A 16,293-nucleotide genomic window follows, 5' to 3' on the forward strand; every position below is an offset into this window, starting at 1 on the left:
GTCAGATGTTGCCTTCTGCACGGTCCACTGCATCGGCCTTCCCATTGGGGTGATTTCGGGGCTCAATCGATTCAGCTTTCGCTTCCAGCCTGCTAGTTTGCTGTCTACGCTTAGAGACGCGGATCACCCCGCGCCTCCCAAGACTCGCTATAGGTAGTTGGCTAAACTTTTCCTAGTGGGGTTCGCACCCACTATATGACACGCCCTTTGCTTGGCGCACGAACCGTCCCCTTGATCGGATCCCCCACTAATAGGCGTATATTTGTCCATAAGGCCTTAAGGACACCGGGACTAGTTTTTGGAAACGTTCGTTTAAGATCTGGTCGGGGTTGCCGCCGAAGTGATTGCAGTATTCCCGCACATAACGGTCGATATTTGCCTTGTCCCGGTCATCCGGCGGGAAAACTCCCACTTCTTTGCCCAGCTGGTGTTCCGCCAGGCAGCCCCGCAGGTAAATCACGCCGCCGTGCATACCGGTGCCGATATAGCTGGCCCGGTGGGGTTCACCTTGCCGCAAGTTTAAACCCAGCAGCAGCACAATGCCTCCGGCCATGTATTCGCCCAAAAAGTCCTGGGCTGTGCCTCCCACCACCAGCACGGGCACTTTCTCACGGTACTCCTTCATATGAATGGCAGTGCGATAACCCACGTTATCCCTGATAAATATTTTGCCGCCCCGCATAGACATAGCCGTTACATCTCCCGCCCGGCCATGTACGATGATTTCACCGCTATTCATTGTATTACCCACGCCGTCTTGAGCATTACCATGAACAATAATTTGGTGGCCGTTTAAAAACGCGCCTAAATCGTTGCCCGGAAATTTATTTACTTCGATATGCAGTTTATTAGCTTCGGGGGGTAAAAAAAGCCTGGTGCCGATATACCTTTGCCCAAACACATTATTAATGACCAGCTCCGTGCTCCCCTGCAGCACTGTTTCCCTGAGCAGGTCATTTAACTCCTTGTGCTTTAGCCCAAGGGCGTTTATGGTGGCGCAACACCCGTTAGTGCTTACTCTGGTATGATATAGAAAATCTACCGGCTGTAAATTATCTAAAAAGTTATCACGAAAACCAAACTTAACATTAAAACCGTTCATTTTATCACTCTCCTGCTCCCTTTACTCCCAGGATGTTTAACTCCCATTCTTCAAGACCCACGCCGCGCAAGTGCTCATGGTTGCCCCGCAAACTTTCAATAGCGTTTACGCCCAGACCGCCCAGCATCTCTTGAATCTCATGGCTCCAGCTCCTTAACAAGTTGACCAGTTTTTGACTGGTTAGCTCGGTGTTTAACCGCTTGGTCAGATAGGGATCCTGGGTACAGATCCCCCAGTTGCACCTTCCGGTATAGCATTTATGACAGAGGGTGCAGCCCATTGCTACCAATGCGGCGGTGCCGATATATACGCCATCAGCCCCCAGGGCAATGGCTTTAATGGCGTCAGCAGAGGAGCGGATACCCCCTGCGGCCATAACCGAGCATCTATTTCGGATACCTTCGTCCCGCAGCCTTTTATCCACTGCGGCCAGGGCAAGTTCTAACGGTATGCCTACGTTATCCCGGGTAGCCAGAGGTGCCGCACCGGTGCCGCCCCTGATGCCGTCAATGGCCACAATGTCTGCCCCGGCCCGGACAATGCCCGAGGCAATAGCCGCCACATTGTGCACCGCGGCAATTTTTACCGAAACCGGTTTGGTGTAATTCGTCGCCTCTTTCAGCGCGTAAATCAGCATGGACAGGTCTTCGATGGAATATATATCATGCTGGGGTGCCGGTGACAAAGCGTCGGTACCAAGGGGAATCATCCGGGTTTGGGCAATGTAATCGGATACCTTTTCTCCGGGCAGGTGACCCCCAATGCCCGGCTTGGCTCCCTGGCCAATCTTAATTTCAATAATCCGGGCGCTGTTCAAATAATCGAGATCAACTCCGAACCGGCCGCTGGCGCACTGCACTATGGCGCAGTCGGCGTACTCATCCCGCATTTCCACGGGCAAACCACCCTCACCGGTATTGAACAATACTCCGGCCTCCTTGGCCGCCATAGCCAGCGATTTAAAAGCCTGGTAGCTGATTGCGCCCAGGGACATGGCGGAAAACACCAGCGGTATTTGCACCGGAACATTGGGAAACATTTCGGAAGCCAATTTAGCCTTGCCGGCACTAATTTCAATTTTCAGGGTATCCGGCTTGCGTCCTAAAAAGGTTTGCAGTTCCATAGGCTCCCGCAGCGGGTCGATAGATGGATTAGTTACCTGGGAAGCATTAAGCAGCAGGTGATCCCAGTATACCCGGATCGGTTTGTCATTGCCGCTGCCCGTCAAAACCACCCCGCCCGTGGCGGCCTGCTTCTTGAGATTTTGCATTTTATCCCTGGTCCAGCTGCTGTTGGGCCGGTAATCAGCCTGCCGGGGGTGCACATACAGGGCACCGGTGGGACAAAGTGCTACACAGCGCTGGCAGCCCACGCAGTCTTTTTCAGACAAGAAAAATCTGTCCAGCTCGGTATCATACAGGTGTACCTCGTTGGCACACTGCCGCTCGCATACCCGGCAGCGGATACAACTATCTTCCCGCCGTTCAACTACAAATTCCGGTAATAAGCAATCATACATATTTACCACCCTCAAATGGATTTATTTAAACTCCGCAAGTGATCTTTGGTGTGCAGCCTGACCACCACCGGTTCACCGCCGGGAGGTGTCCAGGCTAGTTCCAGATCAGGGCATACCGCATGGATAGCCGCTTCTTCCGAGGATAAAAACACCAGCTCACCCCTGGCTCCCGCCGTAATTGGCCGCAGCCGGATGCGGTCGGTGAGGCCGATCATTTCGTTATGATGGGCGACAATTACCGTAAAGGGCCCGTTCATTAACAGCGGCGCGTAGGTCATACGCAGTGCCGTGTATAATTCTATATCGTCGTCACTCATGTAACGGATGGCCTCCCACATGGGCGGGGCAAATATTTTGGCCACCACTTCTATGGGCAGCCCCTGGCGTCGCATTAACAGATCCACCGCATAGGCCAGCACTTCGGTATCCGTGTGTAAAGTACAGTAGTAATTATGCATTTCCAAAAACCGGCGGTTGGCACCGTAAGAGGAAATCTCTCCATTATGCACCACCGTCCAGTCCAATATAGAAAGCGGATGCGCACCGCCCCACCAGCCCGGCGTGTTGGTGGGAAATCTGCTGTGTACCGTCCAGATATACCCTTCGTATAACTGCTCCAGCATAAAGTAATCCGCTATTTCTTCGGGAAAACCTACGCCTTTGAAAACGCCCGCATCTTTACCCGATGAAAATACATAGGCATCTTCTATCTCACTGTTCAGGTACATCACTTTACTGATCACATACTCGTCATCAGGCACATCCTCCTCAACACCGCTTTTCTGCGGGGCCACAAAATACCGCCACGCCAGAGGGGGAGCAAAGAGGCGGATATCCGGGTTAGTAGGTATCTCTTCATCAAATACCACGTAAAAATGCTTTTTTAAAAAAGTCTCTACTATCTTTTTGGCCGCCAGGTTTTTGTTTTGATAGATAATGTGCAGTGCATAATAATCCTTGTATTTGGGGTACAGCCCGTAAATAGCAAACCCGCCGCCCAGCCCGCTGCCGCGCACCTTCATGTTTTTTATCGCATCAATGGCCATTCGGCCGCCAAATCTGACACCGCCGGTATGCATCACCCCGAACAGCCCGCAGGCATCCATCTCTTTATCCGGCACAAACCGCTCGCTCTCGTAATATTTTTGTACCAGCATTTTATACCACCCCTAAAATGACGTCATCTTGCAGCAGTTCCCAGCGCAATGCATCAGGCAAATCGGCGTAACCAAAATCCTTCTTAAATAAATCCTGCTGAAAAGCGCGCACGTCAATTTGGCGACGCATTAAATTTAAAAAGATACCTGCTCTGGCTATTTGACCAACCAGTATAAAACCTTTGAGTTGACCGCTTTCCGAGAGTACAAATTTACGGTAGTTACGGCTGTTTTGCTCATATTCCTGTATTACGCCAAGGCTGTCGTCTTGGTTTGAACCGGTCACGTTGATACCGGCATTGACAATATTAACGTCGAAAAAGTGCATGGCATTCATCGTTGTACCCTGAACAAACGCCCTCTCTATACCGGCCATGTTAAAGCCGGCAATACGACCGCCCAGGTAGGCGTTGGGCCACAGCGGCAGGTTTTGCCCGGCGCCTGTTACGAAGTTATAGGTGGATGCGCAGTCACCACAGGCATAAATGCCCGGCACCGAGGTTTGCATTTTCTTATTCACAACGATTCCCCGGTTAAACGCAATGTCCGTACCCTCGGCCAGTTCCGCCCGGGGTGCCACTCCCACACCAACAATTAATAAGTCGCAAGGAATGATTTGGCCGTCTTTTAAAGTAACGCTTTCCACCCAATCATCACCGTTTACCTGAGCAATAGTATTATTTAAGTACAAAGCCACCCCAGCCTTTTGCAATGCATCTTCCACCAGGCGGGACACGGTCTCATCCACCACCGGAGCCAACAGCCTTTCAGACAGCTCCAGCACATGCACCTTCATACCATTTTTATGCAACGCTTCGGCAGCCATTAAGCCAATGACCCCACCACCCAGTACTACGGCATTGTGGGCATAAATCAGTTCTTTTTCAATGCCCTGTAAATCGGGCAGGCTGTGAAAACCAAACACATTTTGTTGTTGGTCAAAGCCGGGGATGGGCGGGAAGACGGGTTTTCCTCCAGTGGCTATGAGCAGCCGGCCATAACCCAACCGGCCGCCGTTATCCAGTTCCACAACCCGTTCAGCGCTATCGATTTTAACCGCCCGGTGCCCCTTTATCACACTAACCCGGGCTCGATCATAAAAATCAAAAGGCCGGTAGTACATTTGCTCGCGGGTGATCCGGCCACTTAAGTAATAAGGGATTAACGCCCTTGAGTATACATGGCTGTCTTCTTCAGCCACCAAAGCCACTGTGCCGCTTTTGTCTATACTGCGCAAACCTTCTATACAACCCACAGCACCCGCAGAGTTTCCAATTATTAGATATTTATAATTATCCATATTACACATTGCTGATCACCCTCACCTATAATTAACTGTCTTCATAGACCAGTGCTTCGTTGGGACAGTGACTTACACAATACATGGTATCCAGTCCGGTGCAAAGGTCGCATTTAACAATTTCCCTTTTCCCGGGGTTTATGAATATGCTGCCATAGGGACAGGTTAGCACGCAGCTGTAACAACCCACGCATTGCTCGGGGTCGTGTATCACCAGACCGGACTCCGGATCTTTCCAAAGGGCTCCGCTTATACAGGCGGCGACACAATCCGGTTCGGCACAATGCCTGCACTGCAGAGCAAAGGTAAGAGGTAGATTTTCCTCCACCACCAACCGCGGGAGCGGTTTATCTTGCTCGTATAAAAATGCCTTGATGATGTGTTTGGATTTAGAGTGGGCCACCGCACACCATACTTCACACAGGTGACAACCCATACAAAACTCGGGTTTAGCCTTGATTCTCCCCATCATGCTCATTCCTTCCCATCAGCACAAAATAAAAAGGCCCACAAAGTATGGCTTTTAAATAAGGCATAACCTCATTAAGCAATACTTTGTGGACTCGTCATTGAGCCGCCGGCAACTAAAAACATCCCCGGTAATTTGCTCCTGGCAAATCACGGGGACGCCGTTGTCCTCAGTTATTATTTCATTTGCTTCAGTTAATTATACTAAGTTGGCGAGAAAAAACAAGATATTACTAGTAGAAATATTGTATACATTTCCATTTTCATATAGAAAAAAATACAATACTTTGGAGTAATAACATAAAGTCGGACGAATGCAGGTAAAAAAATTTTACAAACGATAAATAAACTATTGCATTATAAAAACAGCTCAATTATAATTATGTTACTTAATTGAATAGCCTTAATACAATGATGTATTAAAAATTTGGCAATGATGCCCGTGAACAGTTCCCTGGAAATTGTTCGTGGGCTTTTTTATTTTAACCGCGTAAGATAGCGCAGTAATCCGGCAAAGAAGCCGGCCCGGGTATGTTCTCATCATACCCAGGCCGGCTTTTAATATGCAACCATACTATTTTATTAATCTGAAAGGTGGTTCGGTTATGGCTAAAGTAAAGGAAAACGTTGTGGATAAAAGAGAGATTATTGCTGAAGCAAGGGAAAAGGGAGTAAAGTTTATCCGTTTGCAGTTCACTGATTTGCTCGGGGTAATGAAAAACGTCGCTATCACTATCGATCAGCTGGAGAAAGCTCTGGACGGGGAATTAATGTTTGACGGCTCTTCGATTTACGGTTTTAGCAGGATTGAGGAGTCCGATATGTACCTGCGTCCTGACCCCGGCACCTTCGTAGTATTCCCCTGGCGTCCGAGAGACGGCGGAGTGGCCAGGTTGGTGTGCGATATTTATAATCCCGACGGCACCCCATTTGACGGCTGCCCCAGGGTGACCTTAAAACGCCAGTTGGCCAGGGCAGCCGAACTTGGTTATACCATGAATGTGGGCCCGGAGATAGAATTTTTCCTGTTTTGTGTCGACGAGAATAACTTACCGACCTTAAAAACTCATGATAACGCCGGATATTTTGACTTATCCCCGGTGGATCTGGGAGAAGCCGCCCGTAGAGACATCGTATTAACCTTAGAAGAAATGGGCTATGAAATTGAGGCCTCCCACCATGAGGTGGCCCCCGGTCAGCATGAAATTGACTTCAAGTATTCAGACGCTCTTGATACGGCCGATAAAATTGTTACCTTTAAATACGTGGTGCGCACCATTGCCCAACGGCACGGCCTGCATGCCACTTTTATGCCCAAACCGGTATATGGTATCAACGGCAGCGGAATGCATACCAACCAGTCTTTGTTCAAAGGAGATACCAACGCCTTTTATGACGCCGGCGGTCACATGCAATTAAGCAAAGAGGCACATTATTACATCGGCGGTTTATTAAAACATGCCCGGGCTCTGGCCGCTATCACCAATCCCACAGTAAACTCTTACAAGCGCCTGGTTCCCGGCTACGAAGCACCGGTATATCTGGCCTGGAGCGGTCGCAACCGCAGTCCTTTAATCCGCATCCCGGCCAAGCGCGGACAGAGCACCAGAGTCGAGCTGCGCAACCCGGATCCTGCCTGCAACCCCTACCTGGCACTGGCAGGGTGCCTGGCGGCCGGTCTGGACGGAATTGTTAATCAAATAGACCCGCCACCCACTACCGAACGGAACATCTACCAGATGACCTGCGCCGAGCTGGATGAACTGGGCATTAAATCACTCCCCGGCAGCTTGCCGGAAGCTTACGATGAATTGAGCCGGGATGAAGTACTCAAGGACGCCATCGGCACGCATATTTATGAAAAACTCGTTGAGGCTAAAGCCAGGGAATGGGAAAGCTTTAGTTTGCAGGTGCACCAGTGGGAAATTGACCGTTATTTGACATTGTTCTAGGCAAAAGAAAGTGCCGGCACCTTTGCACAGGTTTCGGCACTTTTCTCTTACTTGACTTTATTTAAACCGGCACCGGCCTACCCATTGGCTGCAGCGGCTATGTCTAAAATAGCGGCCAGGGTTTTTTCCCGCCTGGCATTAATGGCCTCAAAATCCATATAGGGCGCGTAATATTTTTCTATATCATCATGCCCGGCTTTGGCCTGGCGCAGGAAAGATACAGCCTGGTCCATGCACTCTCTGTACATTTTGCGGGCGATAGTTTTTTCCGTCAGGTATTTTTCGTTAAGGATGGGATTGACACATTCCATTGTGTCAATGACAACATCATTAGCTTGAGGGCGAAAATCGTGCGGTTCTACAGAGTTTACGATAGCTACGTCTAAACCGGGGATTACCAGGTGGTCAATTAAATCCGGTTCCAGCGCGCAGTGGTATGCTTCTACATCAAACCCACGCATCATAGCCGCATCCATCAACCTGGCCACCAGAATGTTTTTACCGGTTCCGTCGTCTCCTTCAATAATATATCGTTTACCGATATGATCCACTATTGTGCCCAAATGGCTTACCGGACCATCAGGGGTAATGGCAGTGGCAAATAAACGCCTGGCCTTAGGATTATCGGTCTGCCGTTCCGTACCCTCAAAAATTTCGTGCACCAGGTCAAGCACCATACGGTCGAACCGGCTCACATAAAAAGCACCTGTTCCAACATAATACAGCTTAACTTCGGCAAGGAATATTTTAGCGGCTGCTAAATAAGCGTAAGCCCGGTTGAAAAGTCTGCTAACCTCCTTGTTACAGGCTAAAATCTCTTTCTTGTTGGCCAGGATACCCTGCTCGTTCCAGTTATCGCCTAAATGGAGTATCGTATCAACAGCGCCCGGGTTCTTGGGATCTACAACGTGTGGAGCCGTACCATCAAGCATGGCTACTTTTATAGCCGGTATAACTACACCATCCAGCGAACCGTTATCCGAGGAACAGCAGTGAAGCTCTACGTCATACCCTCGTTCCAGCATTTCTTCAGCAATCTTGCGCATAAAAGTGGATTTACCCACACCAGGGCCGCCTTTAATCACAAATATTCGCGCTGCTTCTTGCTGATCGATAATATAATCATAAAAAGAGTAAAAGCCCTGGCTAGTATTACCGCCGGGAAAAACTTTCTTCATTCTCCCCTTGGACATGGTTTGTCTCCCCCTTAATTGCATATTCCTGCCTGTTTATTTAATGGAATAAATATTTAGCAGGTAAATATCCTTGTGGTTGGGTACTCGCTTTAGAATATAAAACGCCATGATAGAGGTTTTTAGGTAAACCTTCTCATAGCGCCATTGCCGGAGTTATTCTTGCACCACAGGTTTATTTTATTATATGCGGGTAAAAGCGAAATCGTTTGTCAAAAAGGGGCACACGGGCGTGCCATATATTGGACACCGGGGGTTGATTTCAAAAGGTTGGCGCAAGGGTAAGGGAGTAGATGATCATTATAGCTGCCATGACCAGAAATAAAATTATCAGCCCCGTGACCAGCCGGACAGCCGGGTTTTTTCGCCCCCGCAATTGGGCCTTAAACCGGTATTCCTGCAGTACCTCCGGGGGGACCATACCCATCGCCAGTCTCATGCCAAGCGGTATAAGTATTAAATCATCCAGGTAGCCCATTAAGGGTATAAAATCCGATACAATATCCAGCGGGCTGAAGGCATAAACCACCGTTAACACGGCCAGCAATTTTGCCTGCCGGGGCATCCGGGGATCCCGGTAAGCGAGAAATAAAACATATATATCGGACTTGAGTTCGTTGAACCGGGTGAACAAGCGCCTGATTTTCGCCAAAAAGATAACCCCCGCATTAAAAATATAATCTCTAACGCCGGATCTATAATATGAACAGCAAAAAGTCTTAATTAAGCCGGCCTTTATGAATTAATTCCCCGTATAGCTCGGGCCGCCGGCCATCAAGGAAAAAGCTATTGCGCATGGAAACGGACTCACGGCGGCGGATGGTATTTATTAAAACCGGATCAAGGTCGGCCACCAGTAGTTCTTCCCGGTTATTAAAAACCTCGGCGATAACATTTCCCTTGGGGTCAATCACCAGCGCTCCTCCAGAGAAACTATGCCCGGCACCGTCCTCACCCACCAGATTGCAGGCCGCCACAAAAACAGCATTATCATAGGCCCGGGCAGTCATGTATTTAAGCCAGATATCTCTGCGGTCTCCCGCTATTGTGGGTGAAGCATGGGGAGCAAAGATAATCTCCGCCCCTTTCAGGGACAAAATAGCGGTTACTTCGGGAAAATGTAAGTCCCAGCATATTTGTACTCCAAATTTTAATCGATCATAGCTAAACACCGGCAGTTCCGAGCCGGGAGTGTAATTTGTCTGTTCACTGCTGCCTAAATGTGTCTTTCTATATTTAGACAGCTTTCCGTCGGGATAGGCCACTAATTGTGATATATATGGCTTGCCGGCGGGCGATACCTCCGCAAGTCCCGCCAATACCATAATGCCGTATTGTTTAGCCCATTTTATAATGCGTTCGGACGAAGGGCCGGGCACGTTTTCAGCAGTGGGACCGGAGCAATTTCTGCTGTATCCCTGTACACATAGTTCAGGAAAGCAAATAATATCGACTTTTTGCCTGGCCGCCTCACGGATAAAGCTCTGCATTTTATAAAGGTTGCTTTCTGTTTTCGCCAATTGGGCGTTCATCTGCACCAGGGCTATGCGTGTTTGTTCCATATTTTCACCTAATAATAGTATTGCTTACCTGGCCATAATTTAACACCGGTGGCAATGGGCAACACATCTTGCCGGTTATTCACGGATAATGCTAACCTCTGCCAGATAACGCCTGATTTCCTGCAAAAATGCCGCACCGTAACGCTGCAGCTTAAATTCACCTACCCCGCTGACAGCCAGCAGTGCCTGGTCATTAGTTGGGCAGTGAAGGCTCATTTCCTGCAGCGTCTTGTCGGAGAATATCATGTAAGGCGGCAGTTTTTCCCGAACAGCAATTTCCTTGCGCAGCCCGCGCAGTGCCTGGAAAAGTCCGTCGTCTACATGGTCTTGCTTTTCCCGGCGTATTTTTTGGTATACCCCGGCTTGACCTTTAAGTACCTGGTAAGCACTTTCCCTTAATTTAAGTATGGGATACTCACCCTGAGTCATGGCGATATAACCTTCGGCTATCAGCAAATTAATCAAATCCTTAATTTCTCGGACGGTATAATTGCTCAACAAACCATAAGTGGACAAACGGTGAAAGTTCAGCTGTTGCACCTTTTTATTCTGCGAACCTTTTAAAACATCGGCCACCATAGTTAAACCGTATTGTTCCCGCATGCGCCAGATACAAGATAAAATTTTTTGCGCTTGTACCGTGATATCTACCAGCTCGGTAGCATCACTGCAGTTGAAACAGTTACTGCAAGTACCGGCAGCATCCGTATCGCCAAAGTAATTAAGGATATACCGGCGCAGGCAATGAGAAGTGTGGCAGTAATCAATCATCGCCTGTAACTTTCTGTAATCGCCCTCTCTGCGTTCCGGTGTTGTTTCGTTAAGTTCAATTAATCTTTTTTGCACCTGGATATCCTGCGGGCTGTATAGCAGTATGCATTCTCCAAACTCACCGTCCCGGCCGGCCCGACCGGCTTCCTGGTAATAGGCCTCCATATTCTTGGGCATGTTGTGATGGATAACAAACCGCACGTTGGATTTATCAATACCCATGCCAAAGGCGTTGGTAGCAATAATTACTTGAATATTGTCATGAATGAAATCATCCTGAGCCTGGTCACGCTCTCTATCGCTTAACCCGGCATGGTATTTGCCGACTGAAAACCCTTTGGCCTGTAAATAGTCGTATAAGCTGTCCACTTCCTTCCGCGTGGCGGCATAAATAATGCCCGCTTGCCCCTCATTTTTACTCAGGTATTGGAGCAGGAAGTGTTTTTTATCCTCACCTTTGATCACTTGCAGGTATAAATTGGCGCGATCGAAACCGCCAATATGGATCAACGGATCGCGCAAACCCAATTGTTCAATGATATCCTGCCTCACCGTTTTAGTGGCGGTAGCTGTAAAAGCGGCCACTGCCGGCCTGGCAGCAAAACCGTCGATAAGCCTGGAAATGGCCAGATAACTGGGCCTGAAATCGTGACCCCACTGGGAAACACAGTGCGCTTCATCAACAGCTACCAGGGAAACATTCAGCCGGTAAATAAGCTCCTGGAAAGCTTCCGATTCCAGCCGTTCCGGTGCAATATACAGCAATTTGTAATTGCCCAGGGACAAATCCTGCATGCGCGCAACTGTTTCACGGTAGGCCAGTGAACTATTGATGAACACCGCCGGTATACCTTGATTGATTAAGCCATCAACCTGGTCTTTCATTAATGATATAAGCGGCGATATAACCAGCGTTATACCGGGTAGAGCCAGAGCCGGTATCTGGTAACAAATGGACTTGCCCCCACCTGTCGGCATAACCCCCAGCGTATCACCGCCTTGAAAAATATGGTTAATAATTATCTCCTGGCCCGCCCGAAAGCCTGTATAACCAAAGTATTTTTTTAACAACAACCGGGCTATTTCCATAGTTATGACTGCTCACTCCAGCATATATTAAATAATTATTTAATCAAAGATTAACAAGTTAAGCAAGATAATGCAACATTCCACATAAAACAAAACCCTTAAAGCATCAAACTTCAAGGGTTTTGGGATAACAGACCGGCTCTGCTACATTATGATTCTGCTGAAGCCATGAAAACGGGCTCCCCAGTAACCACTGTAAACCGGGTCCGTTCGTACACCTCTGCTGGAAGTTGCGCTGATAAACTGGCCGTTCCCAAGGTAAATTCCGCTGTGATTTATGTAACCACCACTAGCGAAAGCTACAATATCACCGGGTTTTGCTTCACTGGCGGGTATCCTTGTCCCCCGGTAGTATTGCTCGGAGGCAGTGCGGGGTAAATTAATGCCCAGGTGTTTGAATACATACTTGACATAGCCGGAACAATCAAACCCCGCAGGTGTCTCCCCGCCATAAGCATATGGCACACCGGTTAATGACTTTGCATAATTAATTAGTAATTGGGAACGGTCTGTGCTCCGAGACGCCACTGTTGGTGCGCTGCCGGTAGAACTGCTGGCTATGAGCAGCTTTTGACCGGGATATATCAAATGCGAGTAAATCGCGTTTGATTGTTGAATTTGTTTGACCGAAACTCCATATTGCTGAGATATTTTCCACAGTGTATCACCGGGCTTCACGGTATAATACGTATTGGCACAGGCCGGTCCGGTCAACCAAAACAAAATAGCAACAAACGCAAAAGTTATAATAAGCCTACAAAATTTTGTCATTTCCAAACTCGCTTTCTACACCTGCGAGGTTAGCTGGCGGGTTAGGACCGAAAGATAGCCCCTTGCTTTGCAGGCAATTCACCCCATATTAATGGTTCCCCCGCTCCCGCACCTGCGGAATTCGGTGTGACATGATATTGATACACAGATATTAAATTCAATTACCACCCCCACTTATCAGGTCTTTACCAAACATGGAAAATTTGCTTCACTTTATACTACGTATCCTGAGTTGGTTTTGTTAAGGTAATTACAAAAAACCTGGTCGATTTCGAACTTAAATTTATGAACAACGAGGCACATAACTTTGCATTATAAGGAAAACAATAAGTCGGAAAGATTGACAAATAAAATAAATCCATATAAAATGCAACTATAATATGAACCGTTGAATCAGAGTAGTAAACTTGAAAACGGACTTACAGAGAGCTGCAGTGGCTGGAATTGCAGCAGTTGCGGTCAAGTTGAATGGGCTGATGAGGGCGATCGCCAAATGTGAAAGCATAGTAGTGATCGACGGGAACTCCGCCCGTTACCAAGGGAGCACACATGATAGTGTGTGGAACAAGTGGGCCTTTGGCCAATTTGGGTGGTACCGCATGAGTTTGATAACTTTTGTCCCTTAAGATGGACAAAAGTTTTTTATTTTTAACCATGATCAAAAGAAAGGGGTAAACACCGGTGCAAATACCTTACAGGACCTATTTAACAGAGAAAGAAATGCCCAAACAGTGGTATAACCTTAGAGCAGATATGAAAGAACAACATGCTCCTTTGCTAAATCCGGGCACGCTTAAACCACTGACCACGGAGGAGTTATACCCGATATTTTGTGAAGAACTATGTAAACAGGAAATGGATGAGACAACGCGTTATTTTGATATTCCTGAGGAAGTCCAGGAGTATTACAAAACCTTCCGCCCATCGCCGTTGATCCGGGCCTATAATCTTGAAAAGGCGCTGGATACACCGGCCAGGCTCTACTTTAAATTTGAAGGAAACAATACATCGGGCAGCCACAAATTAAATGCGGCGGCGGCGATGGCTTATTATGCCAAAGCACAGGGTTTAAAATCACTGACCACGGAAACGGGTGCCGGGCAATGGGGCACCGCCCTGGCAATGGCTTGCGCCTTTTTCGGCCTGAAACTGACCGTATTTATGGTTAAGGTATCCTTCCAGCAAAAGCCTTTCCGGAAAGCCGTTATTGAAACCTACGGCGCGGATATCATCGCCAGCCCTTCGGATACGACCGAAGTCGGACGGGCTATCCTGGCCGAGAATCCTGATACCGGGGGCAGTTTGGGTTGTGCCATTTCAGAAGCCATTGAGCTTTCTTTAAAAGACGACAGCTGCCGCTACGCCCTGGGTTCCGTGCTCAATCAGGTACTGCTGCACCAGTCCATTATCGGCCTGGAAAGCAAAATAGCGATGGAAAAAATCGGGGAATACCCGGATATCGTGGTCGGCTGCGCCGGTGGCGGGTCTAACCTGGGCGGCCTGATGGCGCCGTTCATGCAGGATAAACTAACCGGCAAAGCTAATCCCCGTATAATTGCCGTAGAGCCGGCTTCCTGCCCATCGCTCACCCGGGGCAGGTATGCTTATGATTTCTGCGATACAGGGAAAGTAACACCGCTGGCCAAAATGTACACTTTGGGAAGCGGATTCATTCCTTCACCGAACCATGCCGGCGGCCTTCGGTATCACGGCATGTCGCCCATCCTATCCAAGCTTTATCATGATGGATACATGGAGGCTGTTTCTGCGGAGCAGACCAAGGTATTTGATTCTGCCATTATGTTTGCCAAGGTAGAGCAGATCCTTCCGGCTCCGGAATCGGCTCATGCCATCCACGGCGCCATCCAAGAGGCGCTTAAATGCAAGGAAACAGGTGAAGCAAAGACGATCCTGGTCGGCCTTACCGGCACAGGTTACTTTGATATGCATGCTTATATGCAATACAACGACAAGACAATGAGTGACTATATCCCTTCCGACGCCGATTTGCAAAAAGGTTTCGACAGTATGCCCGATGTAGAATAAAAAGTATGGGGAGTGGCGCAATCCACTCCCCATACCTTTGTGTTGCAATGAACTAAGTTCGCTAATCTAACTGCTCTCCCGCTTCCAGTTGCCGGACATTATTGTTTAAGACTTCTTTCGAGACCGGCTTGCCCGCTTCAATTAACACTTTGCTGCCAAGTAAGAAAAACGCCTGAACAAACAACAGTATCCCGGTTCCGATAAGCAGCCACTCTATTTTAACAATATCGGCTATTGGCCCGAATACAAGCATGCCCAGCGGCATCATCGAAGTGGCGATCATGCTGAATACACCAAATACCCTGCCTAAATAATCCCCCTCAACTTTCTCCTGTATTAAGACCATCGAAGGAGTATTAAAGAAAGGCATAACTAATCCTGTTAAACCAATGAAAATTAAATAAATCCAGAAAACCGGGACAACTCCCAGCGCAAAGGTGCAGGCACCAATAACAAGGCAAGACAGTGTCATGGTATGAATTTTGTTTTTAAACCCACCCCAGGCAGCTATGACAATTCCACCGAACGTCATACCCAGTGAGAAAGCAATTTCCAGCGCCGTTAAGCGCCATACATCGTCACCGAAACTGCGCGCAACCTGCAGCGGGGTTAAAAAGGCGGCAGGAGCTACCAAAACAAAGAAAAAGGCAAAGAAGATGAAAAACTTCTTAATAAATTCGTGATTCTTAATATATTCCAGACCTTGTCGAAAATCGCTGATATAGCTGGTTGTTTGTTTTTCCAAAGCTTTGGCATGCACAGGTATCTTTAAAAATACAAGCAATATAGTAACCGCTATGGCTGCGGTAACTACATCGACAAAGAAAATGATTTCCAGTGAGGTCATGGTAAGCAGTGCGGCGCTGACCATAGGAGCCACGAGAAACACTAGAGATTGAATACTTCCGTTGGTTCCGTTCACCGCAGTCAATTTATCCTCCGGTACAATCTGGGGAAGAATAGCCCCGACCGCCGGAGTTTGCACGCCCGCCCCAAAAGCGCGGATAGCAGACATCACAAAAAGGAGCCAAATCGAATCATAGCCCATTAAAAACAGAATCGCCAAAACAAGCGTAGAAATCGCTATCATTGAATCAGACAGCATGATGAGCAGTTTCCGGTTGTAACGATCGGCCCACACCCCCGCCACCGGAGATAATATAAAGGTAGGCACGAAGCCGCAAAGGATAGATATGGTCATCATGATACCTGATTGTGTATTTAAGACGATATACCACATGATGGCATACTGGACCAGGGATGATCCAAAAAGGGAGAAGGTCTGGCTGCCCAAAAACAGGATAATGTTCTTTTTCCATTTTGCATATTCACCGGTTTGTTCCATTAGTCAGATCCTTTCTAT

Annotated in this window: 14 protein-coding genes, 1 riboswitch and 1 other annotated feature; of the genes, 2 read left to right on the forward strand and 12 right to left on the reverse strand. The window is 48.1% G+C overall.

Annotation, left to right across the window (positions count from 1 at the left end):
* Position 1 precedes the first annotated feature (1 nt).
* From SPSYN_RS16190 to SPSYN_RS08065, 6 genes are all read right to left on the reverse strand, one after another.
* On the reverse strand, positions 2–127 hold the full coding sequence (locus SPSYN_RS16190) for a hypothetical protein (protein WP_279279202.1): 126 nt from the start codon (positions 125–127) through the stop codon (positions 2–4).
* 120 nt (positions 128–247) lie between these two features.
* A complete protein-coding gene (locus SPSYN_RS08045; RefSeq protein ID WP_161821943.1) occupies positions 248–1,102 on the reverse strand; it encodes a GltB/FmdC/FwdC-like GXGXG domain-containing protein in 855 nt (284 codons plus the stop codon).
* 4 nt (positions 1,103–1,106) lie between these two features.
* A complete protein-coding gene (locus SPSYN_RS08050; RefSeq protein WP_161821944.1) occupies positions 1,107–2,621 on the reverse strand; it encodes a glutamate synthase-related protein in 1,515 nt (504 codons plus the stop codon).
* 11 nt (positions 2,622–2,632) lie between these two features.
* Positions 2,633–3,778: a class II glutamine amidotransferase gene (locus SPSYN_RS08055; RefSeq protein WP_161821945.1), complete on the reverse strand. Its 1,146-nt coding sequence runs from the start codon at positions 3,776–3,778 to the stop codon at positions 2,633–2,635.
* Position 3,779: 1 nt separating this feature from the next.
* Positions 3,780–5,087 (reverse strand): NAD(P)/FAD-dependent oxidoreductase, encoded by a 1,308-nt coding sequence (locus tag SPSYN_RS08060; protein ID WP_161821946.1) that lies wholly within the window; start codon positions 5,085–5,087, stop codon positions 3,780–3,782.
* Between the two features lie 22 nt (positions 5,088–5,109).
* Entirely contained in the window at positions 5,110–5,550 is a 441-nt protein-coding gene (locus SPSYN_RS08065) for a 4Fe-4S dicluster domain-containing protein (RefSeq protein ID WP_243152962.1), read from the reverse strand.
* Between the two features lie 601 nt (positions 5,551–6,151).
* Between SPSYN_RS08065 and glnA the strand changes: the two genes are divergently transcribed.
* The gene (gene glnA, locus SPSYN_RS08070) at positions 6,152–7,498 is read left to right on the forward strand and encodes a type I glutamate--ammonia ligase (protein ID WP_161821947.1); all 1,347 of its coding nucleotides are present in this window, start codon (positions 6,152–6,154) and stop codon (positions 7,496–7,498) included.
* Positions 7,499–7,575: 77 nt separating this feature from the next.
* Here the strand turns inward: glnA and SPSYN_RS08075 are convergent, their stop codons facing one another.
* The 5 genes from SPSYN_RS08075 to SPSYN_RS08095 all read right to left on the reverse strand — a co-directional run bounded on the left by SPSYN_RS08075 (position 7,576) and on the right by SPSYN_RS08095 (position 12,884).
* Complete coding sequence (locus SPSYN_RS08075; protein ID WP_161821948.1) at positions 7,576–8,691, reverse strand: PRK06851 family protein; 1,116 nt, start codon at positions 8,689–8,691, stop codon at positions 7,576–7,578.
* 262 nt (positions 8,692–8,953) lie between these two features.
* Positions 8,954–9,343, reverse strand: a complete 390-nt coding sequence (locus SPSYN_RS08080) for a YkvA family protein (RefSeq protein WP_243152963.1) — start codon at positions 9,341–9,343, stop codon at positions 8,954–8,956.
* Between the two features lie 67 nt (positions 9,344–9,410).
* A complete protein-coding gene (locus SPSYN_RS08085; RefSeq protein WP_161821949.1) occupies positions 9,411–10,253 on the reverse strand; it encodes a nitrilase family protein in 843 nt (280 codons plus the stop codon).
* A 75-nt stretch (positions 10,254–10,328) separates the two neighbouring features.
* Entirely contained in the window at positions 10,329–12,113 is a 1,785-nt protein-coding gene (gene recQ, locus SPSYN_RS08090; protein WP_161821950.1) for a DNA helicase RecQ, read from the reverse strand.
* Positions 12,114–12,257: 144 nt separating this feature from the next.
* Positions 12,258–12,884 carry a C40 family peptidase gene (locus SPSYN_RS08095; RefSeq protein ID WP_243152964.1) on the reverse strand — a complete coding sequence of 209 codons (627 nt, stop codon included), beginning with the start codon at positions 12,882–12,884 and terminating at the stop codon, positions 12,258–12,260.
* Positions 12,885–12,888: 4 nt separating this feature from the next.
* A riboswitch (cyclic di-AMP (ydaO/yuaA leader) is annotated at positions 12,889–13,021 on the reverse strand.
* A 242-nt stretch (positions 13,022–13,263) separates the two neighbouring features.
* Positions 13,264–13,510, forward strand: a binding site (T-box leader).
* Positions 13,511–13,565: 55 nt separating this feature from the next.
* On the opposite strand from SPSYN_RS08095, the gene SPSYN_RS08100 reads away from it, so the two are divergent.
* Positions 13,566–14,930 carry a TrpB-like pyridoxal phosphate-dependent enzyme gene (locus SPSYN_RS08100; protein WP_161821952.1) on the forward strand — a complete coding sequence of 455 codons (1,365 nt, stop codon included), beginning with the start codon at positions 13,566–13,568 and terminating at the stop codon, positions 14,928–14,930.
* Positions 14,931–14,991: 61 nt separating this feature from the next.
* Here the strand turns inward: SPSYN_RS08100 and SPSYN_RS08105 are convergent, their stop codons facing one another.
* Entirely contained in the window at positions 14,992–16,275 is a 1,284-nt protein-coding gene (locus SPSYN_RS08105) for an MFS transporter (RefSeq protein ID WP_161821953.1), read from the reverse strand.
* Between the last annotated feature and the right edge of the window lie 18 nt (positions 16,276–16,293).

The organism is Sporotomaculum syntrophicum (assembly GCF_009932395.1).
Classification (GTDB): domain Bacteria; phylum Bacillota; class Desulfotomaculia; order Desulfotomaculales; family Desulfallaceae; genus Sporotomaculum; species Sporotomaculum syntrophicum.